The organism is Nonomuraea sp. PA05, assembly GCF_008086045.1.
GTDB classification, from domain to species: Bacteria; Actinomycetota; Actinomycetes; order Streptosporangiales; family Streptosporangiaceae; genus Nonomuraea; species Nonomuraea monospora.
The window spans coordinates 137,502-161,854 of sequence record NZ_VSEY01000024.1; the positions used below are offsets into that span (position 1 = coordinate 137,502).

General features: G+C 72.0%; 22 protein-coding genes. 10 read left to right on the forward strand and 12 right to left on the reverse strand.

Annotated elements, in window-relative coordinates; translation table 11 throughout:
* The first annotated feature begins 3 nt into the window (after window positions 1–3).
* Window positions 4–855, forward strand: a complete 852-nt coding sequence (locus tag FXF51_RS34020; RefSeq protein WP_148438797.1) for a DUF72 domain-containing protein — start codon at window positions 4–6, stop codon at window positions 853–855.
* On the opposite strand, the gene FXF51_RS34025 is transcribed toward FXF51_RS34020, so the two are convergent.
* The 3 genes from FXF51_RS34025 to FXF51_RS34035 all read right to left on the reverse strand — a co-directional run bounded on the left by FXF51_RS34025 (window position 852) and on the right by FXF51_RS34035 (window position 4,148).
* Window positions 852–2,174: an enolase C-terminal domain-like protein gene (locus tag FXF51_RS34025; protein WP_262380022.1), complete on the reverse strand. Its 1,323-nt coding sequence runs from the start codon at window positions 2,172–2,174 to the stop codon at window positions 852–854. The genes FXF51_RS34020 and FXF51_RS34025 overlap by 4 nt on opposite strands.
* Window positions 2,175–2,182: 8 nt before the next feature.
* Entirely contained in the window at window positions 2,183–3,097 is a 915-nt protein-coding gene (kdgD, locus tag FXF51_RS34030) for a 5-dehydro-4-deoxyglucarate dehydratase (RefSeq protein ID WP_148438798.1), read from the reverse strand.
* A 124-nt stretch (window positions 3,098–3,221) separates the two neighbouring features.
* Window positions 3,222–4,148, reverse strand: a complete 927-nt coding sequence (locus FXF51_RS34035; protein WP_148438799.1) for a LysR family transcriptional regulator — start codon at window positions 4,146–4,148, stop codon at window positions 3,222–3,224.
* 169 nt (window positions 4,149–4,317) lie between these two features.
* Here FXF51_RS34035 and FXF51_RS34040 point away from each other — a divergent pair, with 169 nt between their 5' ends.
* The 5 genes from FXF51_RS34040 to FXF51_RS34060 all read left to right on the forward strand — a co-directional run bounded on the left by FXF51_RS34040 (window position 4,318) and on the right by FXF51_RS34060 (window position 9,123).
* Window positions 4,318–5,325 (forward strand): Bug family tripartite tricarboxylate transporter substrate binding protein, encoded by a 1,008-nt coding sequence (locus FXF51_RS34040; RefSeq protein WP_148438800.1) that lies wholly within the window; start codon window positions 4,318–4,320, stop codon window positions 5,323–5,325.
* Window positions 5,326–5,390: 65 nt separating this feature from the next.
* Window positions 5,391–5,942 (forward strand): tripartite tricarboxylate transporter TctB family protein, encoded by a 552-nt coding sequence (locus tag FXF51_RS34045; RefSeq protein WP_148438801.1) that lies wholly within the window; start codon window positions 5,391–5,393, stop codon window positions 5,940–5,942.
* 9 nt (window positions 5,943–5,951) lie between these two features.
* Window positions 5,952–7,460 carry a tripartite tricarboxylate transporter permease gene (locus FXF51_RS34050; RefSeq protein ID WP_148438802.1) on the forward strand — a complete coding sequence of 503 codons (1,509 nt, stop codon included), beginning with the start codon at window positions 5,952–5,954 and terminating at the stop codon, window positions 7,458–7,460.
* Complete coding sequence (locus FXF51_RS34055) at window positions 7,457–7,852, forward strand: universal stress protein (protein ID WP_148438803.1); 396 nt, start codon at window positions 7,457–7,459, stop codon at window positions 7,850–7,852. Before FXF51_RS34050 ends, FXF51_RS34055 begins: the two co-directional genes overlap by 4 nt.
* Window positions 7,849–9,123: an enolase C-terminal domain-like protein gene (locus FXF51_RS34060; protein WP_262380023.1), complete on the forward strand. Its 1,275-nt coding sequence runs from the start codon at window positions 7,849–7,851 to the stop codon at window positions 9,121–9,123. Before FXF51_RS34055 ends, FXF51_RS34060 begins: the two co-directional genes overlap by 4 nt.
* 3 nt (window positions 9,124–9,126) lie before the next feature.
* Here FXF51_RS34060 and FXF51_RS34065 read toward each other — a convergent pair whose 3' ends face one another.
* The 9 genes from FXF51_RS34065 to FXF51_RS34105 form a co-directional block, all read right to left on the reverse strand.
* Window positions 9,127–9,843 (reverse strand): FadR/GntR family transcriptional regulator, encoded by a 717-nt coding sequence (locus FXF51_RS34065; RefSeq protein ID WP_148438804.1) that lies wholly within the window; start codon window positions 9,841–9,843, stop codon window positions 9,127–9,129.
* 10 nt (window positions 9,844–9,853) lie between these two features.
* Window positions 9,854–10,978: an L-talarate/galactarate dehydratase gene (locus FXF51_RS34070; RefSeq protein ID WP_148438805.1), complete on the reverse strand. Its 1,125-nt coding sequence runs from the start codon at window positions 10,976–10,978 to the stop codon at window positions 9,854–9,856.
* A gap of 3 nt (window positions 10,979–10,981) precedes the next feature.
* The gene (locus FXF51_RS34075) at window positions 10,982–12,103 is read right to left on the reverse strand and encodes an L-talarate/galactarate dehydratase (RefSeq protein ID WP_148438806.1); all 1,122 of its coding nucleotides are present in this window, start codon (window positions 12,101–12,103) and stop codon (window positions 10,982–10,984) included.
* Window positions 12,104–12,191: 88 nt separating this feature from the next.
* Window positions 12,192–12,974, reverse strand: coding sequence for an alpha/beta fold hydrolase (locus FXF51_RS34080; protein WP_148438807.1), 783 nt, complete (start codon window positions 12,972–12,974; stop codon window positions 12,192–12,194).
* A gap of 31 nt (window positions 12,975–13,005) precedes the next feature.
* Window positions 13,006–13,485 carry a GbsR/MarR family transcriptional regulator gene (locus FXF51_RS34085; protein ID WP_148438808.1) on the reverse strand — a complete coding sequence of 160 codons (480 nt, stop codon included), beginning with the start codon at window positions 13,483–13,485 and terminating at the stop codon, window positions 13,006–13,008.
* Between the two features lie 53 nt (window positions 13,486–13,538).
* Window positions 13,539–14,744 (reverse strand): cytochrome P450, encoded by a 1,206-nt coding sequence (locus FXF51_RS34090; protein WP_148438809.1) that lies wholly within the window; start codon window positions 14,742–14,744, stop codon window positions 13,539–13,541.
* 14 nt (window positions 14,745–14,758) lie between these two features.
* The gene (locus FXF51_RS34095; RefSeq protein WP_148438810.1) at window positions 14,759–16,366 is read right to left on the reverse strand and encodes an FAD-dependent oxidoreductase; all 1,608 of its coding nucleotides are present in this window, start codon (window positions 16,364–16,366) and stop codon (window positions 14,759–14,761) included.
* A gap of 99 nt (window positions 16,367–16,465) precedes the next feature.
* Window positions 16,466–17,383: a TIGR03620 family F420-dependent LLM class oxidoreductase gene (locus FXF51_RS34100; RefSeq protein ID WP_222871586.1), complete on the reverse strand. Its 918-nt coding sequence runs from the start codon at window positions 17,381–17,383 to the stop codon at window positions 16,466–16,468.
* A gap of 156 nt (window positions 17,384–17,539) precedes the next feature.
* Entirely contained in the window at window positions 17,540–19,657 is a 2,118-nt protein-coding gene (locus FXF51_RS34105) for a BTAD domain-containing putative transcriptional regulator (protein ID WP_187414717.1), read from the reverse strand.
* Between the two features lie 480 nt (window positions 19,658–20,137).
* Here FXF51_RS34105 and FXF51_RS34110 point away from each other — a divergent pair, with 480 nt between their 5' ends.
* The 4 genes from FXF51_RS34110 to FXF51_RS34125 are packed head-to-tail and all read left to right on the forward strand — an operon-like array spanning window position 20,138 to window position 24,351.
* Window positions 20,138–21,082: an alcohol dehydrogenase catalytic domain-containing protein gene (locus tag FXF51_RS34110; protein WP_187414718.1), complete on the forward strand. Its 945-nt coding sequence runs from the start codon at window positions 20,138–20,140 to the stop codon at window positions 21,080–21,082.
* A 2-nt stretch (window positions 21,083–21,084) separates the two neighbouring features.
* Window positions 21,085–22,380, forward strand: coding sequence for an alpha-galactosidase (gene melA / locus FXF51_RS34115; protein WP_148438813.1), 1,296 nt, complete (start codon window positions 21,085–21,087; stop codon window positions 22,378–22,380).
* Entirely contained in the window at window positions 22,373–23,425 is a 1,053-nt protein-coding gene (locus FXF51_RS34120) for an amidohydrolase family protein (RefSeq protein WP_148438814.1), read from the forward strand. Before melA ends, FXF51_RS34120 begins: the two co-directional genes overlap by 8 nt.
* Window positions 23,422–24,351 carry a carbohydrate ABC transporter permease gene (locus FXF51_RS34125; protein WP_148438815.1) on the forward strand — a complete coding sequence of 310 codons (930 nt, stop codon included), beginning with the start codon at window positions 23,422–23,424 and terminating at the stop codon, window positions 24,349–24,351. The genes FXF51_RS34120 and FXF51_RS34125 overlap by 4 nt, the downstream gene beginning before the upstream one ends.
* The last annotated feature ends 2 nt before the right edge of the window (window positions 24,352–24,353 follow it).

Genomic DNA, 24,353 nt, shown 5'->3' on the forward strand with positions numbered 1-24,353 from the left:
CCCATGCGGCTTCACGTGGGATGCGCGATGTGGGCACATGCGCGCTGGCAAGGACGTTACCTCCCCGGCCACCTGACCCCGGGTGACCGCCTGAGCGCCTACGCCACCTGGTGCGACGCGGTGGAGGGCAACACGACGTTCTACGCCACCCCGTCGAGGGCGGCGGTCGAGTCGTGGGCGGCGCAGACGCCGGAGGACTTCCGGTTCGTGATCAAGCTGCCCAAGCCGATCACGCACGAGCGCCGCCTGGCGGGCGCGGAGGAGGAGCTGCGGGCGTTCCTGGAGGCGATGGAGCCGCTGGGGCCGCGGGTGCACGCGTTCTGGGTGCAGCTTCCCGGCTCCTTCTCCCCCGCCGACCTGGGCACGCTGGCGGCGTTCCTGCGGAGCCTGCCGCGGGAGCACCGCTACGCCGTGGAGGTGCGTCATCGCGCGTTCTTCGAGGAGGAGCGCGCCGAGCGGCTGCTGGAGCGGGTGCTGGCGGCCGTGGACGCGGAGTGGGTGCCGTTCGACACCACGGTGATGTTCGCGAGCCCGCCGACCAGCGACGCCGAGCGGGACGCGTGGCTGAAGAAGCCGCGCGTGCCGCGCCGCACGCGGGCGCTGACGGCCCGCCCGATCGTGCGTTATCTGGGGCGCGACGCCGAGGAGCGGACGGTCGAGGGCTGGCGGCCCTGGGTCGAGCAGGTGACGGCGTGGCTGCGCGAGGGCCGGGAGCCGACGGTGTTCGTGCACACCCCGGACAACGCCGACGCGCTGCGGCTGGCCCGCCGTTTCCACGACGAGGTGCGCGCCGGCGTCCCGGAGCTGGAGCCGCTGCCCGACCCGATGCCGAACGAGCCGCTGACCCTGTTCTAACGGACGAGGCAGGGCCGCTTGGGGTCGAATACCCAGCCCTCGACCAGGAAGCGCATGGCGACGGAGTCGTCACGCGCGCCGAGCCCGTGGCGCAGGTACAGCTCGTGGGCCGCGGCCAGGGCGTCCCTGTCGAGCTCGACGCCGAGGCCTGGCGTGTCGGGCACGTCGATGGCGCCGCCGGTGATCTGGAACGGCGCGGTGGTGAGCGCCTGGCCGTCCTGCCAGATCCAGTGCGTGTCCAGCGCGGTGATCTCGCCGGGCGCGGCGGCGCCGACGTGCGTGAACATGGCCAGCGAGATGTCGAAGTGGTTGTTGGAGTGCGAGCCCCAGGTCAGCCCGAAGTCGTGGCAGAGCTGGGCGACGCGGACCGAGCCCGCCATGGTCCAGAAGTGCGGGTCGGCGAGGGGGATGTCCACGGCGTCGGAGCGGATGGCGTGGGCCATCTCGCGCCAGTCGGTGGCGATCATGTTCGTGGCGGTCGGCAGGCCGGTGGCGCGGCGGAACTCGGCCATGGTCTCCCGCCCGGAGAAGCGCCCCTCGGCGCCGCACGGGTCCTCGGCGTAGGCGAGCACGCCGCCGAGGCCGCGGCACAGCCGTACGGCGTCGGACAGCAGCCACCCGCCGTTGGGGTCGAGCGTGACGCGCGCCTCGGGGAAGCGGGCGGCCAGCGCCCTGACGGCCTCGACCTCGTCCTCGCCGGGCAGCACGCCGCCCTTGAGCTTGAAGTCGGTGAAGCCGTAGCGCTGCTGGGCGGCCTCGGCGAGCGCGACGACGGCGTCGGGGGTGAGCGCCTCCCGGCGGCGCAGTTTGGACCAGGCGTCGTCGCCGCCGTCGTCCATCAGGTAGGGCAGGTCGGTGCGGCCGGTGTCGCCGACGTAGAACAGGTAGCCCAGCATCGGCACCCGGTCGCGCTGCCGCCCCTCGCCGAGCAGGTCGGCCACGGGCAGGCCGAGGTACTGGCCGTGCAGGTCGAGCAGGCAGGACTCCAGGCCGGTGACGGCGTGCACGGTGGTGCGCAGGTCGAAGGTCTGCAGGCCGCGCCCGCCGGCGTCCCTGGAGGCGAACCGCTCGGACACCGAGCGCAGCAGGGCGCGGTAGCGGGCCACGGGCCGGCCGGTCAGCAGCTCGCCGGCCTCCTCGATGGTGCGCCTGATGGCCTCGCCGCCGGGCACCTCGCCGAGCCCGGTGCGGCCGTCGGAGTCGGTGACGATGACGACGTTGCGGGTGAAGAACGGGCCGTGGGCGCCGCTGAGGTTGAGCAGCATGCTGTCGTACCCGGCGACCGGGACGACCTCGACCCCGTGGATCGTGGGAGACACGAGAGCCCCTAGCTGATCTTGTTGATGAGGGCGGTCAGCTCGGCGAGCTCGCCGTCCTTGAGGTTCGACAGCGGCGGGCGAACCGGGCCGGCCGGGCGGCCGACGGCGGCCAGCCCCGCCTTGATGATCGACACGGCGTAGCCCTTGGTGCGGTCGCGGATGTCCAGGTAGGGCACCACGAACTCGCGGATGCGCCGGTAGACGGCGGCGTGGTCCTGGGCGCGCACGTCGGCGTAGAAGTCGAGCGCGTACTGCGGCACGAAGTTGAAGATCGCCGAGGAGTACGTGCTCATGCCGAGCTGCAGCAGCGGCAGGGCGAACGTCTCGGCGGTGGGCAGGCCGCCGATGTAGGCCAGGCGGTCGCCGACGGCGGCGTAGATGCGGGTGAGGTTCTCGATGTTGCCGACGCCGTCCTTGAACCCGACGAGCGTCTCGTTCCGCTCGGCCAGGGCCGCCACGGAGCGGTCGTTCAGCACGGCGTTGGCGCGGCTGTAGACGATCACGCCGAGGCCGCTGGCGCGGCAGACCGCGGAGACGTGCTCGACCAGGCCCTCCTGGCCGGCCTCCGTGAGGTAGGGGGGCATGAGGAGGATGCCGTCGGCGCCCGCGGCCTCGGCGGCCTTGGCCTGGGCCACGGCGCTGGCGGTGCCGCCGGTGGCGGGGGCCACGACCGGGACCTTGCCGTTCACCTCGCTCACCGCGGCACGGACCACGCGGTCGATCTCGGCGGCGGTGAGGGAGAAGCCCTCGCCGGTGCCGCCCGCCGCGAACAGGCCCGCCACGGGGTACGAGCTCAGCCACGACAGGTGGTCACGGTAGCCCGCCTCGTCGAACTCCAGGTCCTGGGTGAAATGGGTGACGGGGAACGACAGCAGACCACTCTTGAGCTGTGTGGCGAGCTCCTGCGGGGAGTAATGGGGCATGGCGGACGCTCCTCGCTTCACTTGCGGTCGTGGGATTTTCCCGCACCGCCGGTAAGAACTGACGTCGACAGGCTAAGGAGGTGGGGCGATACTTGTCCAAGTGCGATTATGTATCCGGCGATACTCAACGAGCATCATCAGCTTCCAGGTCGGGCAGGAGTTCGAGCACCCGGGCCAGCGCGGGGTTGGTGGAGTCGCGGCTCCAGATGACGTGCAGCTCGACCGGCTCGCCGTTGCCGCCTTCGCCGTCGAGCGGGTCGCCGCCGCCGCGCACCAGGTCGCAGAAGGCGATGCCGTCCACGCCCAGGGACCGCGCGCTGGCGGGCGCCAGCGCGACGCCCCGGCCCGCGGCGACGAGCAGCACGGCGGTGAGGATCTGGTGGACCTGCTGCTCGATCCGCGGGTGGGCGTTGGTCAGGAAGCGCACGGTCAGCTCGTGGAAGTAGCGCGACTGGACGGGGTTGTAGCTGATCACCGGCAGGCCGTCGAAGTCGTCGGGGGCCAGCGGCCTGCCCAGCTCCGACAGCGGATGGCCGAGCGGCACGGCGGCGCACAGCGGCTCGCGGAAGACGACGCGGGAGTCGAGGGTGTCGATGTCGAACGGCGGGCGGGCCAGGCCCAGATCCAGCTCGCCGCGCAGCAGCCCGTCCACCTGCCCGGCGGTCACCCGCTCGTGCAGGATGACGTCGATCTCGGGAAGCCGCTCCGACAGCCGCCGCAGCAGCGCCCCGAGCATGCTGATGGCCGAGACGGCGGTGAAGCCCAGCCGTACGGTGCCGGCCGCGCCGCTGGCGATCCGGCGCGCCCGGTCGCCCGCGGTGTCGACGAGGGAGAGCATGCGGCGGGCGTCGTCGAGGAAGCCACGCCCGGCGTCGGTGAGCACGACACGGCGATTGTCACGTTCCAGGAGCGTCACCCCGATCACGCGCTCCAGCTTCTGTATGTGCCTGCTGAGCGGGGGCTGGGTCATGCGCAGCCGATCAGCCGCGCGGCCGAAGTGCAGCTCCTCGGCGACCGCCACGAAGGCTCGGATCTGATCGAGTGTTAGCATGATGCGTGAAGAGTATCACTTGATACCGAATTGAGCCTGGACAGGCATCGAGGCTGGTCCATAGTCTCCGGAGACTACAGAGCGGAAACCTTGCCGTAACCTTACGCAACCCTCTCTCCGCTTCACGAAGATCCACGGGCGGTTCCCCGCCCGCATGAAGGAGAAGTCAATGCCGACATCTCGGACAGCCCCCCGTCGCATCCTCCTGGGTGTCGTCGGCGCCGCCGCCGCGATCACGCTGACCGCCTGCGGTGGTGTCAAGACGACCTCCTCCGGTGGCGGGGACGGCGAATATCCCACGGGCAACATCGAGTTCAGCGTGGGCGCCTCCGCGGGCGGCTCGACCGACCTGATCACCCGATCCCTGGCCAAGGGCATCGGCAAGGAGCTCGGCGTCTCCACCCCCGTGCTGAACAAGCCGGGCGCCAACGGCGCGCTGAACGCCAAGGAGCTGCAGTCGGCCAAGGCCGACGGCTACAAGATCGCCGTGCAGAACGCCTCGCTCTTCACGATCACGCCGCTCACGGTGTCGGCCGCCGAGGCCACGAAGATCGACTCGTTCGACGTCATCTCCGGCATCTCGCGCGACGACTACGTCATGGCGACCAGCACCCAGTCCGGCTACAAGTCGATCGACGACCTGAAGAAGGCCGGCAAGACGATCAGGTACGGCACCACCGGCGTCGGCACCGGCGCCCAGCTCGCCTCCGCGCTGACCTTCAAGTCGGCCGGCGTCGAGTCCACCGCCGTGCCCTTCGACGGCGGCGCCCCCAACCTGACCGCGCTGCTGGGCAACCAGGTGGACGTGTCCACCATGCAGATCGGCGAGGCCATCGAGAACATCAAGGGCGGCAAGCTCGTCCCGCTCGCCGTCTTCTCGCAGGAGCGCATCCCGTTCCTGCCCGACGTGAAGACGGCCAAGGAGCAGGGCTACGACGTCCAGGTGACGCAGTACCGCTTCCTGACCGCGCCCAAGGGCACCCCGGAGAACGTCAAGACCAAGCTGCTCGACGCGGCCAAGAAGACGTTCGCCACCGCCGAGTACAAGAAGTTCAACGAGGACAACTCGCTGACCCCGATGGAGGTCTCCCCGCAGGAGGTCCTCACCTCGCTGCAGAACGACTCCACCACCTTCAAGGCACAGCTCGACAAGTTCGGCATCAACCTGGCCGGTTGATGACGACGGCGACCGGCCGGCCGCACCGGCCGGTCGCCGTTGGGCACTAAGGAGTGTGCATTTCCATGACCGACCCTGCGAAGCCGCCCGGCGCGGAGCCTGAGCACGCCGCTCTCGCGACCGACCTCCAGGAGGAGGCCGACCGGCTCCAGGCCGAGCTGGACGAGGCCAGGCCGCCGCACGCGGGCCCGATCTCGCAGATCGCGGCCGCCGTGGTGACGCTCGCCGTCGGCGTCTTCGGTGCGGTCGGCTCGTACGCGCTCGGGCTCGGCAAGCTCACGCAGCCCGGCCCCGGCCTGTGGCCGTTCGCCATCAGCGTCGTCATCATCGTGCTGTCGGCCGTGCTCCTCGTCACGGGCCGCAACCTCCAGGACACCGAGCGGTTCTCCCGCTCCAGCCTGCTCACCGCGGTGGGCCTGGTGACGCTCGTCGGGCTGGCCGCGCTGCTGCCGGTGATCGGCTTCGAGATCCCGTCTCTGCTGCTGATGTTCATCTGGCTGCGTTTCCTCGGCAAGGAGTCGTGGCGTTCCTCCATCGTGATCAGCATCTGCGCCGTGGCCGCGTTCTACGTGCTCTTCGTCGTGCTGCTGCAGATCCCGCTCCCTCGCCTCATCTGAGAAAGTCACATGGACATCTCCCCGATCCTCGACGGTTTCGGCGTCGTCCTGGAGCCGACCAACCTGCTGTACTGCCTCATCGGCGTCATCATCGGCATGCTCATCGGCGTGCTGCCCGGTCTCGGCCCCGGCGCGACCATCGCCATCCTGCTGCCGATCACGTACGGCATCGGGCCCGTGTCGGCCATCATCATGCTGGCGGGCATCTTCTACGGCGCCCAGTACGGCGGCACCATCACCTCGGTCCTGCTCCGCCTGCCCGGCGAGGCGTCCTCGGTCGTCACCGTCTTCGACGGTTTCGCCCTGGCCAAGCAGGGCAAGGCGGGCACGGCTCTGGGCATCGCGGCCATCGGCTCGTTCATCGGCGGCACGGTCTCGATCATCGGCCTGACGCTCGTCGCCCCGGTCGTGGCCGGGTTCGCGCTCGACTTCGGGCCGCCCGAGTACGCCGCCCTGGGCATCCTGGGCGTGCTGCTGATCTCCTCGATCGGCAACGGCAACAAGCTCAAGGCCATCATCGCCGCCTGCATCGGCCTGCTAATCGCGACCGTGGGCCGCGACACGTTCACCGGCGCCGAGCGCTTCACCTTCGGCAGCCTGAACCTGGCCGAGGGCATCGACTTCATCCCGATCGCCATGGGCCTGTTCGGCCTCAGCGAGATCCTCTACAACCTGGAGGAGCGGCACAACCAGGTGCACGCGCCGGCCAAGGTCGGCAACGTGTGGCCGTCGCGCAGGGACCTCGGGCAGGCCAAGGGCGCCATCGGGCGCGGCTCGGTGATCGGGTTCGTGCTGGGCGTGCTGCCCGGCGGTGGCGCGGTGCTGTCGTCGCTGGCCGCGTACGCGCTGGAGAAGCGGCGCGCCAAGCAGCCCGAGCGCTTCGGCCGGGGCGCCGTGGAGGGCGTGGCCGCTCCCGAGACCGCCAACAACGCCGCCGCGACCTCGTCCTTCATCCCGCTGCTGACGCTGGGCATCCCGGCGAACGCGACGATGGCGCTGATGTTCGGCGCGCTGCTCATCCAGGGCATCCAGCCGGGGCCGCAGCTCGTCACCGAGCACCCGGACGTGTTCTGGGGCGTCATCAACTCGATGTACATCGGCAACATCCTGCTGCTGGTGATGAGCATCCCGATGGTGGGCGTGTTCGTCCGCATCCTGCGGGTGCGCCCGGCCATCATGGCCCCGATCACGGTGCTGATCACGCTGCTGGGCGCCTACACGGTGCGCAACCAGGCCTACGACATCTTCCTGGTGATCGTGTTCGGCGTGCTGGGGTATCTGATGAAGAAGTTCGGCTTCGAGCCGGGGCCGCTGGTGCTGGCGTTCGTGCTGGGCTCGATGATCGAGAGCTCCGCGCGGCAGGGGCTGCTGATCTTCGGCGGCAACCCGGCCGGGTTCTTCACCCGGCCCATCTCCGGCACGGTGTTCGCCCTGGTGCTGATCGTGGCGTTGTGGCCGCTGATCCGTAAGGCGATACGCCGCAAGCCCACCGATCGTGTTGAGGAGAAGATCTCATGACCATCCTCGTCGGTTACCTGCCGACGCCCGAGGGCGAGGCCGCCGTGGACGCGGGCCTGCGCGAGGGCGCGCTGCGCGGGGAGCGCGTGATCATCGTGAACTCGCCGCGCCGCGGCGCCCCCATCGACGAGCACAAGATCGACGACGCGGCCGGCACCGAGCTGCTGCGCCGGGCGCGGGAGGCGGGCGTGGACGCCGAGCTGCGTCAGCCGCTGCACGACGACGACCTGCCCGAGACGTTCGAGGCGCTGGTCAAGGAGACCGGCGCGACACTGGTGGTGATCGGGATCCGGCACCGGTCGCTGGTGGGCAAGTTCATCATGGGCAGCGAGGCGCAGCGCATCCTCATGGAGTCGACCGTCCCCGTGCTGACGGTGAAGGCGGCCCAGTGAGCGTGCGTGAGGCCGGGCGGGTCAGCAGGGTCGTCGTCACCCCGGTCGCCTTCCGCGACCCGCCACTGCTCAACGTCGTGGGCGTGCACCAGCCGTACGTGCTGCGCACCATCGTCCAGGTGCACACCGACGAGGGCCTCGTCGGTCTCGGCGAGACCTACGCCGACCAGGCGCACGTCGAGCGGCTGGAGGCGGTCGCCGCCGCCCTGCCCGGCGCGGACGTCTTCGACCTGCACGCCCTGCGCCGGATCGTCGGCGAGACGCTCGGCGCCGCCACCGGCGGGGCGGGCGCCAGCTTCGGCGGCATGCTGGAGGTCTCCAGCGCGGTGGACACCGTGGTGTCGCCCTTCGAGGTGGCGCTGCTGGACCTTCAGGGCAGGGCGACGGGGCGGCCGGTGAGCGACCTGCTCGGCGGCGCCGTACGCGACCGGGTGCCGTTCTCGGCGTACCTGTTCTACAAGTGGGCCGGCCACCCGGGCCACGAGGAGGACGCCTGGGGCGAGGGCCGCACGCCCGAGCAGCTGGTCGAGCAGGCGCGGCGGATGATCTCCGAGTACGGCTTCACCGCCGTCAAGCTCAAGGGCGGCGTGTACGAGCCCCGCCACGAGTTCGAGACCGTCGAGGCCCTGGCCGCCGCCTTCCCCGAGCATGCCCTGCGCATCGACCCGAACGGCGCCTGGACCGTCGAGACCTCGATCAAGGCGGCCGACCGGCTCTCCGGCCTGCTGGAGTACCTGGAGGACCCGACGCCGGGCATCCCGGGCATGGCCGAGGTGTCCAGGCACACCGACCTGCCGCTCGCCACGAACATGTGCGTGATCTCGTTCGAGCACCTCAAGCCCGCCGTCGCCGCCGACGCCGTGCAGGTCGTGCTCTCCGACCACCACCTGTGGGGCGGGCTGCGCCGCTCGGCGCTGCTGGGCGGCATCTGCGAGACGTTCGGCATGGGGCTGTCGATGCACTCCAACTCGCATCTCGGCGTCAGCCTGGCCGCCATGACGCACCTGGCCGCCGCCACCCCGAACCTCACCTACGCCTGCGACACCCACTACCCGTGGAAGACGGAGGAGGTCGTCAAGCCGGGCGCGCTGGAGTTCTCCGGCGGCTCCGTCGCCGTGCCGAAGGGGCCTGGCCTCGGCGTGGAGCTGGACGAGGACGCGCTGGCCGCGCTGCACGAGCAGTACCTCACGTGCGGGCAGCGGGCCCGCGAGGACACCGCGTACATGGCCTCGATCGTGCCGGGTTTCACCCCGAACACCTCTCGCTGGTAGCGGTTACGGCGGCTGCAGCCTGGCCTTGGAGTTGGACAGGTGCAGCCGCATGGCCGCCCGCGCCGCGGCGGGGTCGCGCCCGGCGATGGCCCGGTAGACGTTCTCGTGCTCCAGCGTCACCCGCGTGAAGTGGGTGGCGTTGGAGACCGTGTAGACGTGCTCCAGCCGGGTCCGCGGCAGCATGATCATCATCGGCCCGAGCGAGGTGAGCAGGTCGGCGTAGAACCGGTTGTTCGCGGCGAGCGCGATCTTCAGGTGGAACTCGAAGTCGGCCTCCACGGCGTTGCCGGGCTGCTCCCCCGAGCGCCCCAGGTCGACCAGCGCCCGCTCGATCGCCTTGAGCTGCAGGTCAGTACGCCGCTCGGCGGCCAGCCCCGCCGCCTCCGTCTCGACCCCGATCCGAAAGTCGATCATGTCGAGGACGTCGCGGTGGGTGCGCACCTGCGACGCCTCCACGGAGAACGCCGTGGAGGCGGGCAGGGCCAGCACGAACGAGCCGCGCCCCTGGAAGGTCTCGACGAGCCCGGCGGCCTGCAGCCGGGAGACGGCTTCGCGCACCACCGTGCGGCTGACCCCGAACTCCTGGATCAGCGACGACTCGGTGGGCAGCTTCTGGCCGGGCTGGATCTCCCCGGCCAGGATGCGGGCCTTGAGCCGCTCGACGAGCTCGTGCGCGAGGCCGCGACCGGTGTCGCGGTCGAGTCTTTGATCGGGCGGCACGGCGGACAATCTACCGGCCGTCCACGTGGAACTCGACCTCGTCCAGCCGCCAGTCCCCGGCCTGCCCGGCGAGGCTGAGGCCGAGCCCCGGCCGGTCAGGTACGGCCATCCGCCCGCCCTCGATCTTCAGCCGCTCCTCGAACAGCGGCGAGAGCCATTCGATGTGCTCGACCCAGGAGTCACGCGGGTAGGCCGCGGCCAGGTGCACGTGGATCTCCATCACGAAGTGCGGCGCGACGTGCAGGTGCGCGTGGTCGGCGAGGGCGGCGACCTTGAGGTAGGGGGTGATGCCGCCGACGCGCGGCACGTCGGGCTGCAGGAAGTCCACGGCCCGCAGGTCCACGAGCCGGACCAGGTCGGTGACGCCGGCGAGCATCTCGCCGGTGGCGATGGGGGTGTCGAGCGCGGCGGCGAGCTGGGCGTGCCCCTCGGCGTCGTAGGCGTCGAGCGGCTCCTCGATCCACACCAGCCCCAGGTCCTCGACCTGCCGCCCGAACCGCAGCGCGCTGGCCCGGTCCCACTGCTGGTTGGCGTCCACCATCAGCGGCACCTCGTCACCGAGGTGCTCGCGCACGGCCGCCAGCCGCCGCAGGTCCTCCTTCATGTCCGGCTGGCCCACCTTGATCTTGATGCCGCCGATGCCGCCGGCCAGGGACTGGCCGGCCTTCTCCTTGACCTCCTCGATCGGGGCCTGGAGGTAGCCGCCGGAGGTGTTGTAGACCCGCACCGAGTCGCGGTAGGCGCCCAGCAGCTTGGCCAGCGGCAGCCCCGCCCGCTTCGCCTTCAGGTCCCACAGCGCCACGTCCACGGCGGCCAGCGCCTGCGTCGCCACCCCTGAACGGCCCACCGACGCGCCCGCCCACAGCAGCCGGTCGTAGATCCGGCCGATGTCGGCGGGGTCCTCGCCGAGCAGCAGCCCGCCGACCTCCTTGGCGTGCGCGAACTGCGCGGGCGTGCCCGCCCTGGTCGTGTAGGAGAACCCCAGCCCCGCCAGCCCGTCGCTGGTGACGATCTCGCAGGTCAGGACGTCGATCTGGGCCAGCGGGCGCTGCCGCCCTGTGGCCACCTTGGCGTCGCTGACCGGCTTGGCGAGCGGAACGGCGTAGCGGCCGAACCGCACCGACTCGACGCGCACGGGTCAGGCCTTCCCGAACTCGACGGAGTCGACGGTCCACTTGCGGCACTGCTCGCTGAGCGTGAACCCGAGCCCGGGGCGGTCCGGCACGATCATGCGGCCGTCACGCGTCTCCAGGCGCTCCTCGAACAGCGGGTTGAGCCACTCGAAGTGCTCGACCCACGGCTCGCGCGGGTACGCGGCTGCCAGGTGGAGGTGGATCTCCATGGCGAAGTGCGGCGCGAGCTGCAGGCCGGCGTGGTCGGCGAGCGTGGCCAGGCGCAGGAACGGGGTGATGCCGCCGACGCGCGGGGCGTCGGGCTGGATGATGTCGGCGGCGCGGGCCTCGATCAGGCGGACGTGCTCGGCGACGCTGGAGAGCATCTCGCCGGTGGCGATGGGGGTGTCGAGCGCGGCGGCGAGCTGGGCGTGCCCCTCGGCGTCGTAGGCGTCGAGCGGCTCCTCGATCCACACCAGCCCCAGGTCCTCGACCTGCCGCCCGAACCGCAGCGCGCTGGCCCGGTCCCACTGCTGGTTGGCGTCCACCATCAGCGGTACGCCGTCGCCGAGGTGCTCGCGCACGGCCGCCAGCCGCCGCAGGTCCTCCTTCATGTCCGGCTGGCCCACCTTGATCTTGATGCCGCCGATGCCGTCGGCCAGCGACTGCGTCGCCCGCGCCTTGACCTCCTCGATCGGCGCGTGCAGAAATCCGCCCGAGGTGTTGTACGTCCTGACGGAGTCGCGGTAGGCGCCCAGCAGCTTGGCCAGCGGCAGCCCCGCCCGCTTCGCCTTCAGGTCCCACAACGCCACGTCCACGGCGGCCAGCGCCTGCGTCGCCACCCCTGAACGGCCCACCGACGCGCCCGCCCACAGCAGCGACTCGTACACCTTGCCGATGTCGGACGGGTCCTGGCCGAGCAGGTTCTCGCCGACCTCCTTGGCGTGCGCGTACTGGGCGGGGCCGCCGGCCCGCTTGGAGTAGCTGAAGCCGGTGCCGCTGTGGCCGTCCTCGGTGGAGATCTCGGCGAACAGGAAGGCGATCTCCGTCATCGGCTTCTGCCGCCCGGTCAGGACCTTGGCGTCACTGATGGGGACGTCGAGCGGGAGCGTGACGGAGGAGAGGGCGACGTGGCGGATGCGGTCCATGGAGGTCCCCGGAGGTCGGCGGCAGATTCGTACGTCATCGTATGACTCAATAAGTCGTATGACAACTGCGGCCGTCCCGCCCCTTCCGTCACACCGACCCCTCGACGGCGTCCTCGACGATGCCTTCGATGACGCCGGCGACGAGGCCGGCGTCCTTGGCGAGGACCTGGACGTGGTTGCCCGGCGCGGTCGCGCGGACCGTCACCCGCTCGCCGGCGGCCGTGGCCGTGGTCACGGCGGCGCGCATGCGGGCGTTCTCCTCGACGGTGGAGCCGGAGTGCGCCCCGCTGGCGACGACGAAGGCGGCCGGGCAGCGCAGGGCCGCGTAGTCGGCCGCGAGCCCGCCGTTGACCGTGTCCATCTCGATGACGACCTCCGCGCTCTCGGCGGGGGTCATCCTGGCCGACAGCCCCAGCAGGGCCAGGACGCGCATCAGCGGGCCCAGCCGGCGGAACTGCCGCCGGACGCGCTCCTTGCCCGCCTCGTCGAACGTCGCGATCGGGTAGGCGCCGTCGATCAGCACGAGGCCGGACACCTCGCCGGGGTGCTCGCTCGCGTACCGCACGGCCAGCGTGGCGCCGTGGGACCAGCCCACCAGGACCGGCCGCTCCAGCCCGCGCGCCTCGATGACCCTGCCGACGTCGCCGAGGGCGCCCCGCAGCGAGTAGTCGGACGAGCGGCCGGACCTGCCGCGCGCCCGGCCGTCGAAGGTGACGGTGCGGTACCGGCCGCCGAGCTGCCGCAGGACGGGTCTCCAGTGCCGTTGCGTGGCGAACCCGCCGTTGATGAACAGCAGCGCGGGCGCGCCCCCCGGGGTGTCGGTGCCGTGGAGCGTCGTGTCGCCCGCGGCGACGGTGAAAGTCTCAGACATGACAGTGCCCTTCGTCCGTGAGGAGTGAGTGTCACTTGCGGTGGCCGAGCTCCTTGCGCCTGGCGTGCCATTCGGCGCGCAGCGCGGGCATGCGCTCGGCCAGGAACTCGTAGAACGCGAGACCTTCCTCGAGCATCGCCCGCCGCTCGGAGTCGCCGTCCTCCAGCAGGCCCAGCGCGGTGCGGGCGAGGTCGGCCTGCTCGCGGTAGATCTCGCCGGCGAAGCCGCCGGGGTCGAGCGCCCGGGGGTCGAGCGTGACGTGGTCCACCCGCTGCCCCGCCGACCTGAACCGGCGCACCACGTTGTGGCCGGACAGGAGCGTGACCGCCCCGGTGATCGCACTGCGGCTGGCGAGGAGCGCCTCGGCGATCTCGGCGATCGTCTGCTGGGGCGGGCGGCAGACGAACAGGTAGCCCAGCACCCGGCCGGCTACGGGCGGGAAGCCGTACTCCCGCGCGTAGAAGTCGGCGACGCGGTCGGTGAAGGCGAGCTGTTCGGGTGTCGTCGTCATGCCGACAACTATAACCGAAAAAACTGAGATGACACAAATTTGTGTCATCTGAGTCATGCAGAGGCGACGCCGTCGTAGTCGACCACCAGATGCCGCGGCCCGCGCAGGACGGCGCTCGGCCGGTACGGCGGCGGGTCCGTCACCAGCCGCGGGTTGTCCAGCCTGCGGATCAGCTCGTTCAGCACGATCTGCGCCTCCGTCCTGGCCAGCGGCGCGCCGAAGCAGTAGTGCACGCCGCCGCCGAAGCCGAGGTGCTCGTTGCGCGGCCGGTCGAGGTCGAAGTCGTCCGGATGCGGCACGTGGCCGGGGTCGCGGCTGCCCGCCGCCATGGCCAGCACCACGGGCGCGCCCGCCGGGATCGTGACGCCCGCGATCGTGATGTCGTCCAGCGCCACCCTCGAGGACACGAACTGCACGGGCGGCTCGTAGCGCAGCAGCTCCTCGACGGCGCGGATCATCAGGGTGGGCTCGTCGCGCAGCCGCCGCAGCAGGCCGGGGCGACGCAGGAAGGTGAGCATGCCGTTGGCGATGAGGTTGATCGTGGTCTCGTGGCCGGCGATCAGCAGCAGCACCGCCGTGGACACCACCTCGTCCTGGGTCATGCCTCCCTCAGGGTCGCGATAGGTCATCAGGCCCGACAGCATGTCGTCACGCGGCTCCCGGCCGCGCGCCCCGGCGAGCCCGGCCAGGTAGCGCGACAGCTCCATGGCCGCCGCCCTGCGCGCCTGCTCGCGTTCCGCCCGGTCCTCCTCGCCCGGCCCGAGCGTCTCGACCACCTCGTCCGCCAGGGCGTGGAAACGCGGCTCGTCCTCCTCCGGCACACCGAGCAGCGCGCAGATCACCGAGACCGGCAGCGGGTAGGCCACCTCGTCCACGAGGTCGGCCCGGTTCTTGCCGGCCAGGCCGTCGATCAGGGCGGTGGTGAGGTCGAGCATCTTCGGGCGCAGCCGTTCGACCGTCTCGGGCGAGTGCGGCGGGCCGAAGTGGCGCATGGCCAGGCCACGCAGCCGGTCGTGCTCCGGCGGGTCCAGGCCGATGAAGGACGGGTGCGGGCCCGGGTCGTGGGGCGCGGCGCTGTCGAGGTTGCGGCGGTCGGAGCTGATGCGCGGGTCGTGCAGCAGGGCGACGATCTCGCGGTAGGTGGTGACGAGGTAGGAGCCGTCGTCCTGGCGCACCACCGGGCTCTCGCGCAGCGCGCCGAAGAACCGGTACGGGTCGGCGCGAGCCGCCGGGTCGAGGATCTGCTTCAGGACGTCCATGCTCTCTCCTGCGTTCAGCGCGGATGCATCAGCGAGGCGCGGCGCTCCGCCGGGTCGTGGCCGGTCACCGCGACCGTCACGCCGGCGGCGGCCACCAGCCGCTCGGGGACCCGCGCGGGCATCGGCCCGCCGTCCGCTCCCCCGGCTCCCCTGGCTTCGCCGCCGACGTGGCGGAAGTCCGGCGGGAACGGCGCCGCCTGCTCGATCTGATGCTGGTAGAACTCCAGCCACATGGCCTGGTCGAAGGTGACCGCCGCCGTGATCCTGCCCTGGTAGCCGTAGACGGCCACGAACCGCCGCTCCGCCGGCGAGCCCTGGGTGAAGACGACCTGGTCGGCGAACGTGGGCACGCCGACCGACTTGATGTTCACGCCGAACTGGGTGGACCAGAAGACCGGCACCGAAAGGTGCGGCCAGCGGTGCGCCTGGTCGCTGACCATGTTGTGCGCGGCGATCTCTGCCTGGGCGACCGCGTTGCCCCAGTGTTCGAGGCTCATGAACTGGTACTCGTAGATCGGGTGCGGGAAGCGGGCGATGTCGCCGGCCACGAACACGTCGTCGGTGACCAGGCCGTTGACGTCCACGGCGCGGCAGCCCGCGTCGCACGTCACGCCCCACACCCCGGCGGCCAGGCCGGAGTCGCGCAGCCACTCGACGTTGCGCACGGAGCCGAGCGCCACCACGGCCACGTCGGCCTCCACCGTGCTGCCGTCCGACAGCCTGGCTCCGGTCAGCCGGCCCGCGCCGTCCGACTCCAGCGCCGTGACGGTCGTGCCGGTCCGCAGGTCCACGCCGTGGTCGCGCTGGAGCTGCGCGGCGATGTCGCCGATCACGCCGCCCATGGCGTTGTAGAGCGGGGCGGGCCCGCGCTCGACGACCGTCACCGGCAGGTCCAGCTCCCGGCAGACGGAGGCGATCTCGCTGCCCGTGAAGCCCGCGCCGAGGATGAGCACCCGTCGCGGGCCCGCCGCCAGCGCCTGCCGCAGCTCGGCGGCGTCCCTGGCGTCGCGCAGCGTGTACACGCCGTGCAGCGCCGCCTCGGCCGCGTCCGGCCAGGGACGGGCGCGGGTGCCGGTGGCCAGCAGGACCCGGTCGAACCCGACCTCCCTGCCGTCGGCCAGGAGCACCCGCTTGCCCGCCACGTCCAGGACGGTGGCCGGCGTGCCGAACAGCAGCTCGGCGTCCACCTCGCGCAGGCGGGGCAGGAGGGTGTGCTCGGGCGGGACCTGTCCGGTGAGCACCTGCTTGGACAGGGGCGGCCGGTCGTACGGCTCGCGCGTCTCGTCGCCGATCATGGTCAGCTCGCCGGTGAACCCGTCCCGCCTGAGCACCTCGGCGGCCCGCGCCCCCGCCAGCGAGGCGCCGACGATCACGATCCGCCCGCCGACGGGCTGCGGGCGGGACTCCCGGTCGAGGGGCGGGTGCATCGACAGGGCGGTCCTGTCGAGGTGGATGGCCTGGACGGGGCAGGCCGCCGCCGCCCTGAGCACGTGCTCGCGGTGCTCGTCGGCGGGCTGCAGGTCGTACAGGAGCGCCTCGTCGCGCATGGTGAAGACGTCCGGCGCGAGGAAGACGCACTGCCCGTATCCCTGGCAGCGCGTCAGATCGACGATGACTCGCACAAGCCCACTCCCCCGTTGAGCGTCACCCCCAGCGCTCTTCCCCGTCCCGGGCGCCCCCTAGCCGGTCCGGCCCATTCCTTGAGTTCTCTTTGCCGGCCCTCAGGTCGCCACGATGTCGGACCTGGCCAGCACCCGCAGATGCTCCATGAGCCGCTGCGGGCTGTCGGCGAGCGGCTGGACGCACACGTGGTCGGCCCCCGCGTCGAGGTGGGCGCGCACCCGCTCGATGATCGTCTCAGGGTCGCCCCACGCCACGATGGCGTCGACCAGCGCGTCGCTGCCGCCGTCGGCCAGGTCGTCCTCCTTCCAGCCCAGGTCGAGCAGGTTGTTGGCGTAGTTCGGCAGCGCCAGGTACCGCGCCGTGAAGCCACGGGCGATCTGCCGCGCCCGATCCGCGTCGGACTCCAGGATCACCGTCTGCTCGGGCGCCAGCACGGGCTCGGGGCCGAGCACCGCACGCGCGCGGGCCGTGTGCTCGGGCGTGACGAAGTACGGGTGCGCCCCGTACGCCCGCTGCGCCGCCAGCTCCAGCATCTTGCCGCGCAGCGCCGCCAGCAGCCGGGGCGCCGGCCCGGGAAGCGGCCCTGAGTACTCGGTGGCGTCCATGGCGTCGAGGTACTCGCGCATCGCCGACACCGGCTTGCGGTAGTCGTGGCCCCGCCCCCGCACGGCGGGCGCGTGGCTGACGCCGATGCCCAGCACGAACCGGCCCTCGTACGCCTCCGACAGCGTGTTCGCCCCGTTCGCGGCGGCCGTGGCGTCGCGCCCCCAGATGCTCGCGATGCCGGTGGCGACGGTCAGGCTGCTCGTCCCGCCGAGCAGGATGGCCGCGTGGGCCAGCGCCTCCTTGCCGGTGGGGGTCTCACCGATCCACAACGCCCCGAAGCCCAGGCTCTCGATCTCGGCGGCGGCCTCGCGCTCGAACGCGGCCGCCTCGCCGCTCAGCGTGCTGTTCCAGACCCCGACCCGGCCCAGGCGCCGCTTCAGCGCCTGTACGTCCTTCATCTCCGGCTTCATGCCTCATCACCTCACATCACAGGCACCTCTGCCCACGCGATCACCGAGCCACGCCGACGGCCTTGCCGTGGTTCACCCGGCGTCCGCGTGACCAGGGTGGCGGGCCTGGCCGTGGTTCGCTCAGCGGCCTCGCCCACAGGTGGCGGGCCTGTTCGCTCAGCGTCCGCGTCCGGTGGTGGCGGGCCTGGTCACGTGCGCGTCGAGGGCGCAGGGGTGCTGGCGGCTCATCGCCGCGGAGGCGGCCCGGCTGTAGTGATGGAACAGGCGGGTGAGCGCGGCGCGCCGATCCTCCTCGGACTCCTCGCGGACGGCCCGCTCGGTGGCGTGGGCGCGCACCAGTTCGTGGAAGCGGTAGCGGCCGGGGGCGGGCTCCCCCAGCAGGTGCAGCTCCAGCAGCCGTTCCAGCGACGCCGACGCCCCGGCGACGGTCGTGGACAGCAGGGCGGCGGCGCTCTCCGGCACGATCTCGGCGCTCGGGTGCAGGCCCAGCAGGCGGTAGGCGCGCCGCCCGGCGGGGGTCAGGTCGCGGTAGGACAGGTCGAGGGCGGCGGCCACGCTGCGCCGGCCCGCGCGCAGCTCGCTCAGCCGTCGCCCGCGCGACTCCAGGCGTTCCAGCAGGTGACGCACGCTCCAGGCCGGGTGGGCCTGCAGCCGGGCCGCCGCCAGATGGATGGCCAGCGGCAGCAGGCCGCACCGGCGGACCACCTCGGCCACCGCCTCGCGCGCCTCACGCGCGTCCCGCAACGCACCCGGCACCCCCAGCGTGCCCAACGCCCCCAGCGCGCCCGCCGTGCCCAGCGCGCCCACCGTCCCCGCCGCCTCCAGCGCGCCCTCCGACGCCGCTGTGCCTCGCGTGCCCGGCGCGCCTGACACCCCCAGCGGGCCCAGGCCGCCCGCCGTGCCCGGCGCGTCCGGTGCTCTGGGCGCGCCCGCGACGCGCTCGGCGCCGGCGGCGGCGGTGAAGAGGGCGATGGCGTCCGGCTCCGGCAGCACGTCCACCGGCACGGTGCGGGCGCCGTCCAGGTCGAGCAGCCGCCTGCGGCTCGTGACCAGCACCCGGCACGCTCCCGCGCCTGGCAGCAGGGGCCGGATCTGGTCCTCTCCGGCGGCGTCGTCCAGCACGATGAGCATCTTCCTGCCGGCCAGCACGCTGCGGTACAGGGCGGCCCGGTCGGCGAGCTGCCGGGGGACGGCCTCGGCGGGCACGCCCAGCAGGGTCAGCACGCGGCCGAGCGTGCCGGCCGGGTCGCCCGGCGCGTGGCCGTGCAGGTAGCCGAGGTCGTCCGGGGCGCCGGCCGGGGTGTGGCCGTGCAGGTCGATGAAGAGCTGCCCGTCGGGGAAGGCGGGCGCCAGCCGGTGCGCGGCGTGCACGGCCAGCGCCGTCTTGCCCACCCCCGCCATGCCCTCCACGGCGGTGACCATCGCCGCCGACGCGTCGCAGATCCCGTCCAGGACGGCCAGCTCCCGCTCCCGCCCGGCGAACCCCGCCACGTCGGCGGGTAGCTGGCGGGGCGTGGGCCGCGCCGCGCGGGGCACGAGCCGCTCCTGGGTGAGCACCGCGCGGTGGAGCCAGCGCAGCTCCGTGTTGGGGTCGATGCCCAGCTCGTCCCTGAGCAGGCGGGAGATGGTGCGGTACGCGCCGAGCGCCTCGGCCTGCCGCCCGCCCCGGTACAGGGCGGTCATGAGCTGGGCCCAGAAGCGCTCCCGCAGCGGATGCTCGGCGGTCAGCGCCCGCAGCTCGGCGGTGAGCGCGGCGTGCTCCCCCGCCTGGAGGTCGGCGTCGATGCGGCGTTCGAGCACCTGGAGGCGCTGTTCGGCCAGCGGCGGCACGTCGATCCTGTGCAGTGTGTCGGACTCGACGTCCGCGCAGGCGGGCCCGCGCCACAGGCGCAGCGCCTCGTGCAGCAGCCGCCCCTCCTGCTGCCCGGCGTCCGCCGCGTGGTCGGCCTGCTGGACGAGGTGCCGGAACTGGAGCAGGTCGAGCTGGTCGGCGCGCAGCCTGGCGAGGTAGCCGCCGGGCTCGGTCTGGATCAGCTCGCCCAGGTCCAGCGACTGCCGCAGGCGTGCCACGTTGGTCTGCAGGACCCGGCGCGGGTTGCGCGGGATCCGCTCGTCCCACAGCCGTTCCGCGAAGTGGTCGACGGTGACGACCTCGTTGGGGCGGAGCAACAATGTCGCGAGAACCGTCCGGATCTTGCCGCCGGGCACAGCCGTCCGCCGCCCGTCGCGGAATACGGCGAGAGGGCCCAGCACCGAGAACCGTACAACGATCACAACGCCCACTTCCTCTGTGTGGCTCGATCGAGGGGGCGGCCGTGCGGAGCAGGATCGTGCGAGGCGCCGCGGCGTGGTGGCGGCACTGGCCGGCGCGATGATCGGCCCCCGTGGCCGCGTGGTCCCAAGGCGCGGCGGGGCCGGTGACGTTTGCCCCCGTGAACTTTCATTATCCCCGCTCTCAACAAAACGTTCGAATATGGCAGCGAACCGACCCCAAACCGTTATTGACACGGAGTCGACCACGCGGTGAACGCCTTCTCGAAAACGAATTCCGCTCGGACCGAAAGGCAATGCGTCCCGTTCCGCGTAATGGCATTCCATGTCACGGAATAAGGCCGGGACGCCGCGACCCGCCTCCCGCCCTCTTGACACACTCTTCGCGGCAGTGGTCTCCTATCGCCAGTTCGGAACGACGTTCTGCGATACGGAATGAGGAGCATCCATGGAACGCCCCCTCTCGACGCCCGGACCCCGCGGGTGAAGGCGCTCGTCTTCACCGGGCCGGGTGTGGTGGAGCCGCAGGACGTGCCGGAGCCCGAGGTGGCCCGGGGCGAGGTCCTCGTGCACGTGGTCACGTCCGGGATCTGCGGCAGCGAGCTGCACGGCGTCAAGACCCCGGGCTTCCGGGTGCCGCCGCTGGTCATGGGGCACGAGTTCGCCGGGCGCACGGACGACGGGCGCGCCGTGACGGTCAATCCCATCCTGTCGTGCGGCGAGTGCGACGTGTGCGCGGCCGGGCTGCGCAACGTCTGCAGGAACCGGCGGATCATCGGGGTGCACCGCCCCGGCGCGTTCGCCGAGCGCGTCGCGGTGCCCGCCGCCGCCGTGGTGCCGCTGCCGGACAGGCTCGGGTGGACGGCCGCCGGCGTGGTCGAGCCCGCCGCCAACTCCGTGCACGCCTGGCGGCTGGCCGGGCGCCCGTCCGGCGCCAGGGTCGGCGTGCTCGGCGCCGGCGCGATCGGGCTGACCTGCCTCCAGGTCGCGCTGTCCGGCGGCGCCGCCTCGGTCGAGGTGGCCGACCGCGCCCCCGACCGGCTGGAGATCGCCACCCGCCTCGGCGCCTCGGCCGCGGGCCCCGAGCTGACCGGCGAGTACGACGTCGTCTTCGACGCGGTCGGCGCCGCCGCCACGCACGAGCAGTCGGTCGCCCGCCTGCGCCCCGGCGGCGTGGCGGTCTGGCTCGGCCTGGCCGACCACGTGTCCGGCTACGACGCCGCCGACCTGGTACGCGGCGAGAAGCGGGTGCTCGGCTCGTTCGCCTACGACGACGCCGACTTCGCCGCCGCCATCGGCCTGGTCGCCGGCTGGGACCTGAGCTGGGTCGAGACCTTCCCCCTCGCCGAGGGCGCGCAGGTCTTCACCGCGCTGATGAACGGCCGCACCACCCCCGTCAAGGCCCTGCTCACCCCGGAAGGAGCGTAGCGATGGCCCGCATCGTCCTGGTGGGCGCCGGCAGCATCACGTTCGCCAAGAACCTGCTGTCCGACATCCTGACCTTCCCCGAGCTGTCGGAGTCGACCGTCGTGCTGCACGACATCGACCGGGCGCGGCTCGGCACGGCCGAGGCGATGGCCAGGTGGATGGTCGCGGAGCTGGGCATCGGCGCGAAGGTCGAGGCGCACGCCGACCGCAGGGCCGCCGTGGACGGCGCCGACTACGTGATCAACGAGATCGCCGTCGGCGGCCTGGACGCGGTCAGGCGCGACTTCGAGATCCCCGCCGCGTACGGCGTCCGCCAGACGATCGCCGACACCCTCGGCATCGGCGGCATCTTCCGCGCGCTGCGCACGATCCCCGTCATGGTCGGCATCGGCGACGACCTGGCCGAGCTGGCCCCGCGCGCCACGCTGTTCACCTACACCAACCCGATGTCGATGATCCCGTGGTCGGTGTACGCGGGCACGGCGTTCAAGAACGTCGTCGGCGTCTGCCACGCCGCCCGCGACACGCAGAAGACCCTGGCCAGGATGGTCGGCGTGCCGGAGGAGGAGGTCTCCTTCCTCACCGCCGGCGTCAACCACCAGGCGTTCGTGCTGCGCTTCGAGCGCGACGGCGAGAACCTCTACGACCGCCTCGACGAGCTGATCGCCCAGGACCCCGAGCTGGCCCGCCGGGTGCGCGTCGAGGTCTACCGGAGCTTCGGCTACTTCCCCACCGAGTCCAGCGAGCACGGCTCGGAGTACCTGCCGTGGTTCCTGCCGCACGAGGAGGAGGTGTCGCGTTACCGCATCCCGGTCGGCGTCTACCTCGGCTGGCTGGCCGACGGCTTCGAGGAGTACGAGACGTACCGGCGCTCGCTCGAAGAGGGCGGGGGCGTGCCGATCGAGCGCGGCGAGGAGCTGGCGTCGCTGGCCATCCACTCGATGGAGACGGGCACCCGCCGCATGATCCACGGCAACGTGCGCAACGGCGGGCTGATCTCCAACCTGCCGCGGGAGGCCACCGTCGAGGTGCCCTGCCACGTGGACCGCGCGGGCGTGCAGCCGGTGCGGGTCGGCGAGCTGCCCGCCCAGGTGGCGGCGCTGAACCGGACGTTCCTCAACGTCAGCGAGCTGACCGTGAAGGCGGCGCTGGAAGGCCGCCGCGACCACGTCTACCAGGCCGCGCTGCTCGACCCGAACACCTCGGCCACGCTCCCGGTCCGGAAGATCCGCGAGCTGGTGGACGACCTGATCGCGGCCCACGGCGACCTGCTACCGGAGGGAATCAGGAATGTGTAGCCCGGATCTGCCCCTGTCCCGTTACCGGCCGGTCTCCCAGCTCCAGGTCGCGGTCCACGAGGTGGACCGCGCCCGGATGCCGGTCGTGGACGCGCACATCCACCTCGGCCGCTGGCTGACCGAGGACGGGAGCTGGATGGTCAAGGACGTCCCTGCCCTGATCGGGCTGATGGACGAGCTGAACCTGCGCGGCATGGTCAACCTCGACGGCCGCTGGGGCAGGGAGCTGGCCGAGAACCTCGAACGCTACGACGCCGCCTACCCGGGCAGGTTCGCCACGTTCTGCCACGTGGACTGGTCGCAGACGGCCGAGCCCGGCTTCGGCGAGCGGCTGGCCGCCCAGCTCACGCGGAACGTGGCGGAGGGCGCGGCGGGGCTGAAGGTGTGGAAGGACGTGGGCCTGCGGGTCCGCGACGACCGGGGCGAGCTGGTCATGCTCGACGACCCGCGGCTCGACCCGCTGTGGGCGGCCGTCGGCGAGGCGGGCATCCCGATCGCGCTGCACACCGCCGACCCGGTGGCCTTCTTCCAGCCGGCCGACGAGCGCAACGAGCGGCTCGAACTGCTGGCGGCCCGGCCCGACTGGAACTTCTCCGGCCCGGAGTTCCCGCCGTTCGAGCGGCTGATGGAGGCCATGGAGGCGATGATCGCCCGGCATCCGGCGACCACGGTGATCGGCGTGCACGCCGGCTGCTGGCCGGAGAACCTGGCCTTCGCGAGCCGCCTGCTGGACACGTACCCGAACTTCCGCGTCGACATCGCCGCACGCATCGCCGAGCTGGGCCGCCAGCCGCGCGCCACGCGCGCGCTGATGCTGCGCCACCCCGACCGGGTGCTGTTCGGCACGGACGAGATCCCGCCGGACCGGGAGATCTACCGCATCCACTTCCGGTTCATGGAGACCGACGACGAGGCGTTCGCGCACTCACTCGACGACCCGCCGCCGATGGGCCGCTGGACGATCTCCGGCCTCGACCTGCCCGAGGACGTCCTCCAGCAGGTCTACGCCGGCAACGCGCTGCGGCTCGTGCCGAGGCTGGCATGACCGCGACGCTCACGCGCGCCGGGCGGACCCCGTACAAGCCCGCCTTCAAGCACAGCGCCGAGGGCGGGCAGGGCCGCCACGCCGTGCTCTTCCTGCTTCCGGCCCTGATCGGGTTCGCCGTGTTCTACATCTACCCGAGCGTGCGCGGCCTGTGGTTGTCGGTCACCGACTGGAACCTGCTGTCGGAGCCGGAGTTCGTCGGCCTGGACAACTACGCCGAGCTGGCCACGGACCCGCTGTTCTGGAAGGCGCTGCTGCTCACCGCCTACAACACCGTGCTGAACCTGGCCGGCCAGATCACGCTGGCGCTGCTGCTGGCCGCGCTGATGCATCGGCTGACCAAGTCGGTGGTGCTGCGCGCCACGCTGCTGCTGCCCTGGCTGGTGCCGAACGTGGCCACCGCGCTGCTGTGGCTGTGGCTGCTGGACGCCAACCTCGGCTTCGTCAACCAGCTATTGAACGCGATGGGCCTGCCCACGCACGGCTTCTTCAACGCGCCCGCCGAGGCCATGCCGAGCGTGGCCGCGGTGACCACCTGGGCCTCCGTCGGGTACGTGGCGCTGCTGCTGTACGCGGGCATGCTGCAGATCCCCGCATCGGTGTACGAGGCCGCGGCGATGGACGGCGCCGGCGAGGTCCGCACGTTCTTCCGCGTCACGCTGCCGCTGCTGCGGCCCGTGCTCGCGCTCGTGCTGGTGGTGTCGATGATCGGCTGCTTCCAGATCTTCGACACGATCGCGGTGGCGACCAGGGGCGGCCCGGTCAACGCCACCAAGGTCATCTACTACTACATCTACCAGGAGGCGTTCACCCACTTCCGGATGGGCTACGCGGCGGCCATGGCGCTCAGCCTGGTGGCGATCCTCGGCGTGCTGACGTTCGTGCAGATGCGCCTGATGCGCGCCTCCGACTCGGACCTCGGATAGGG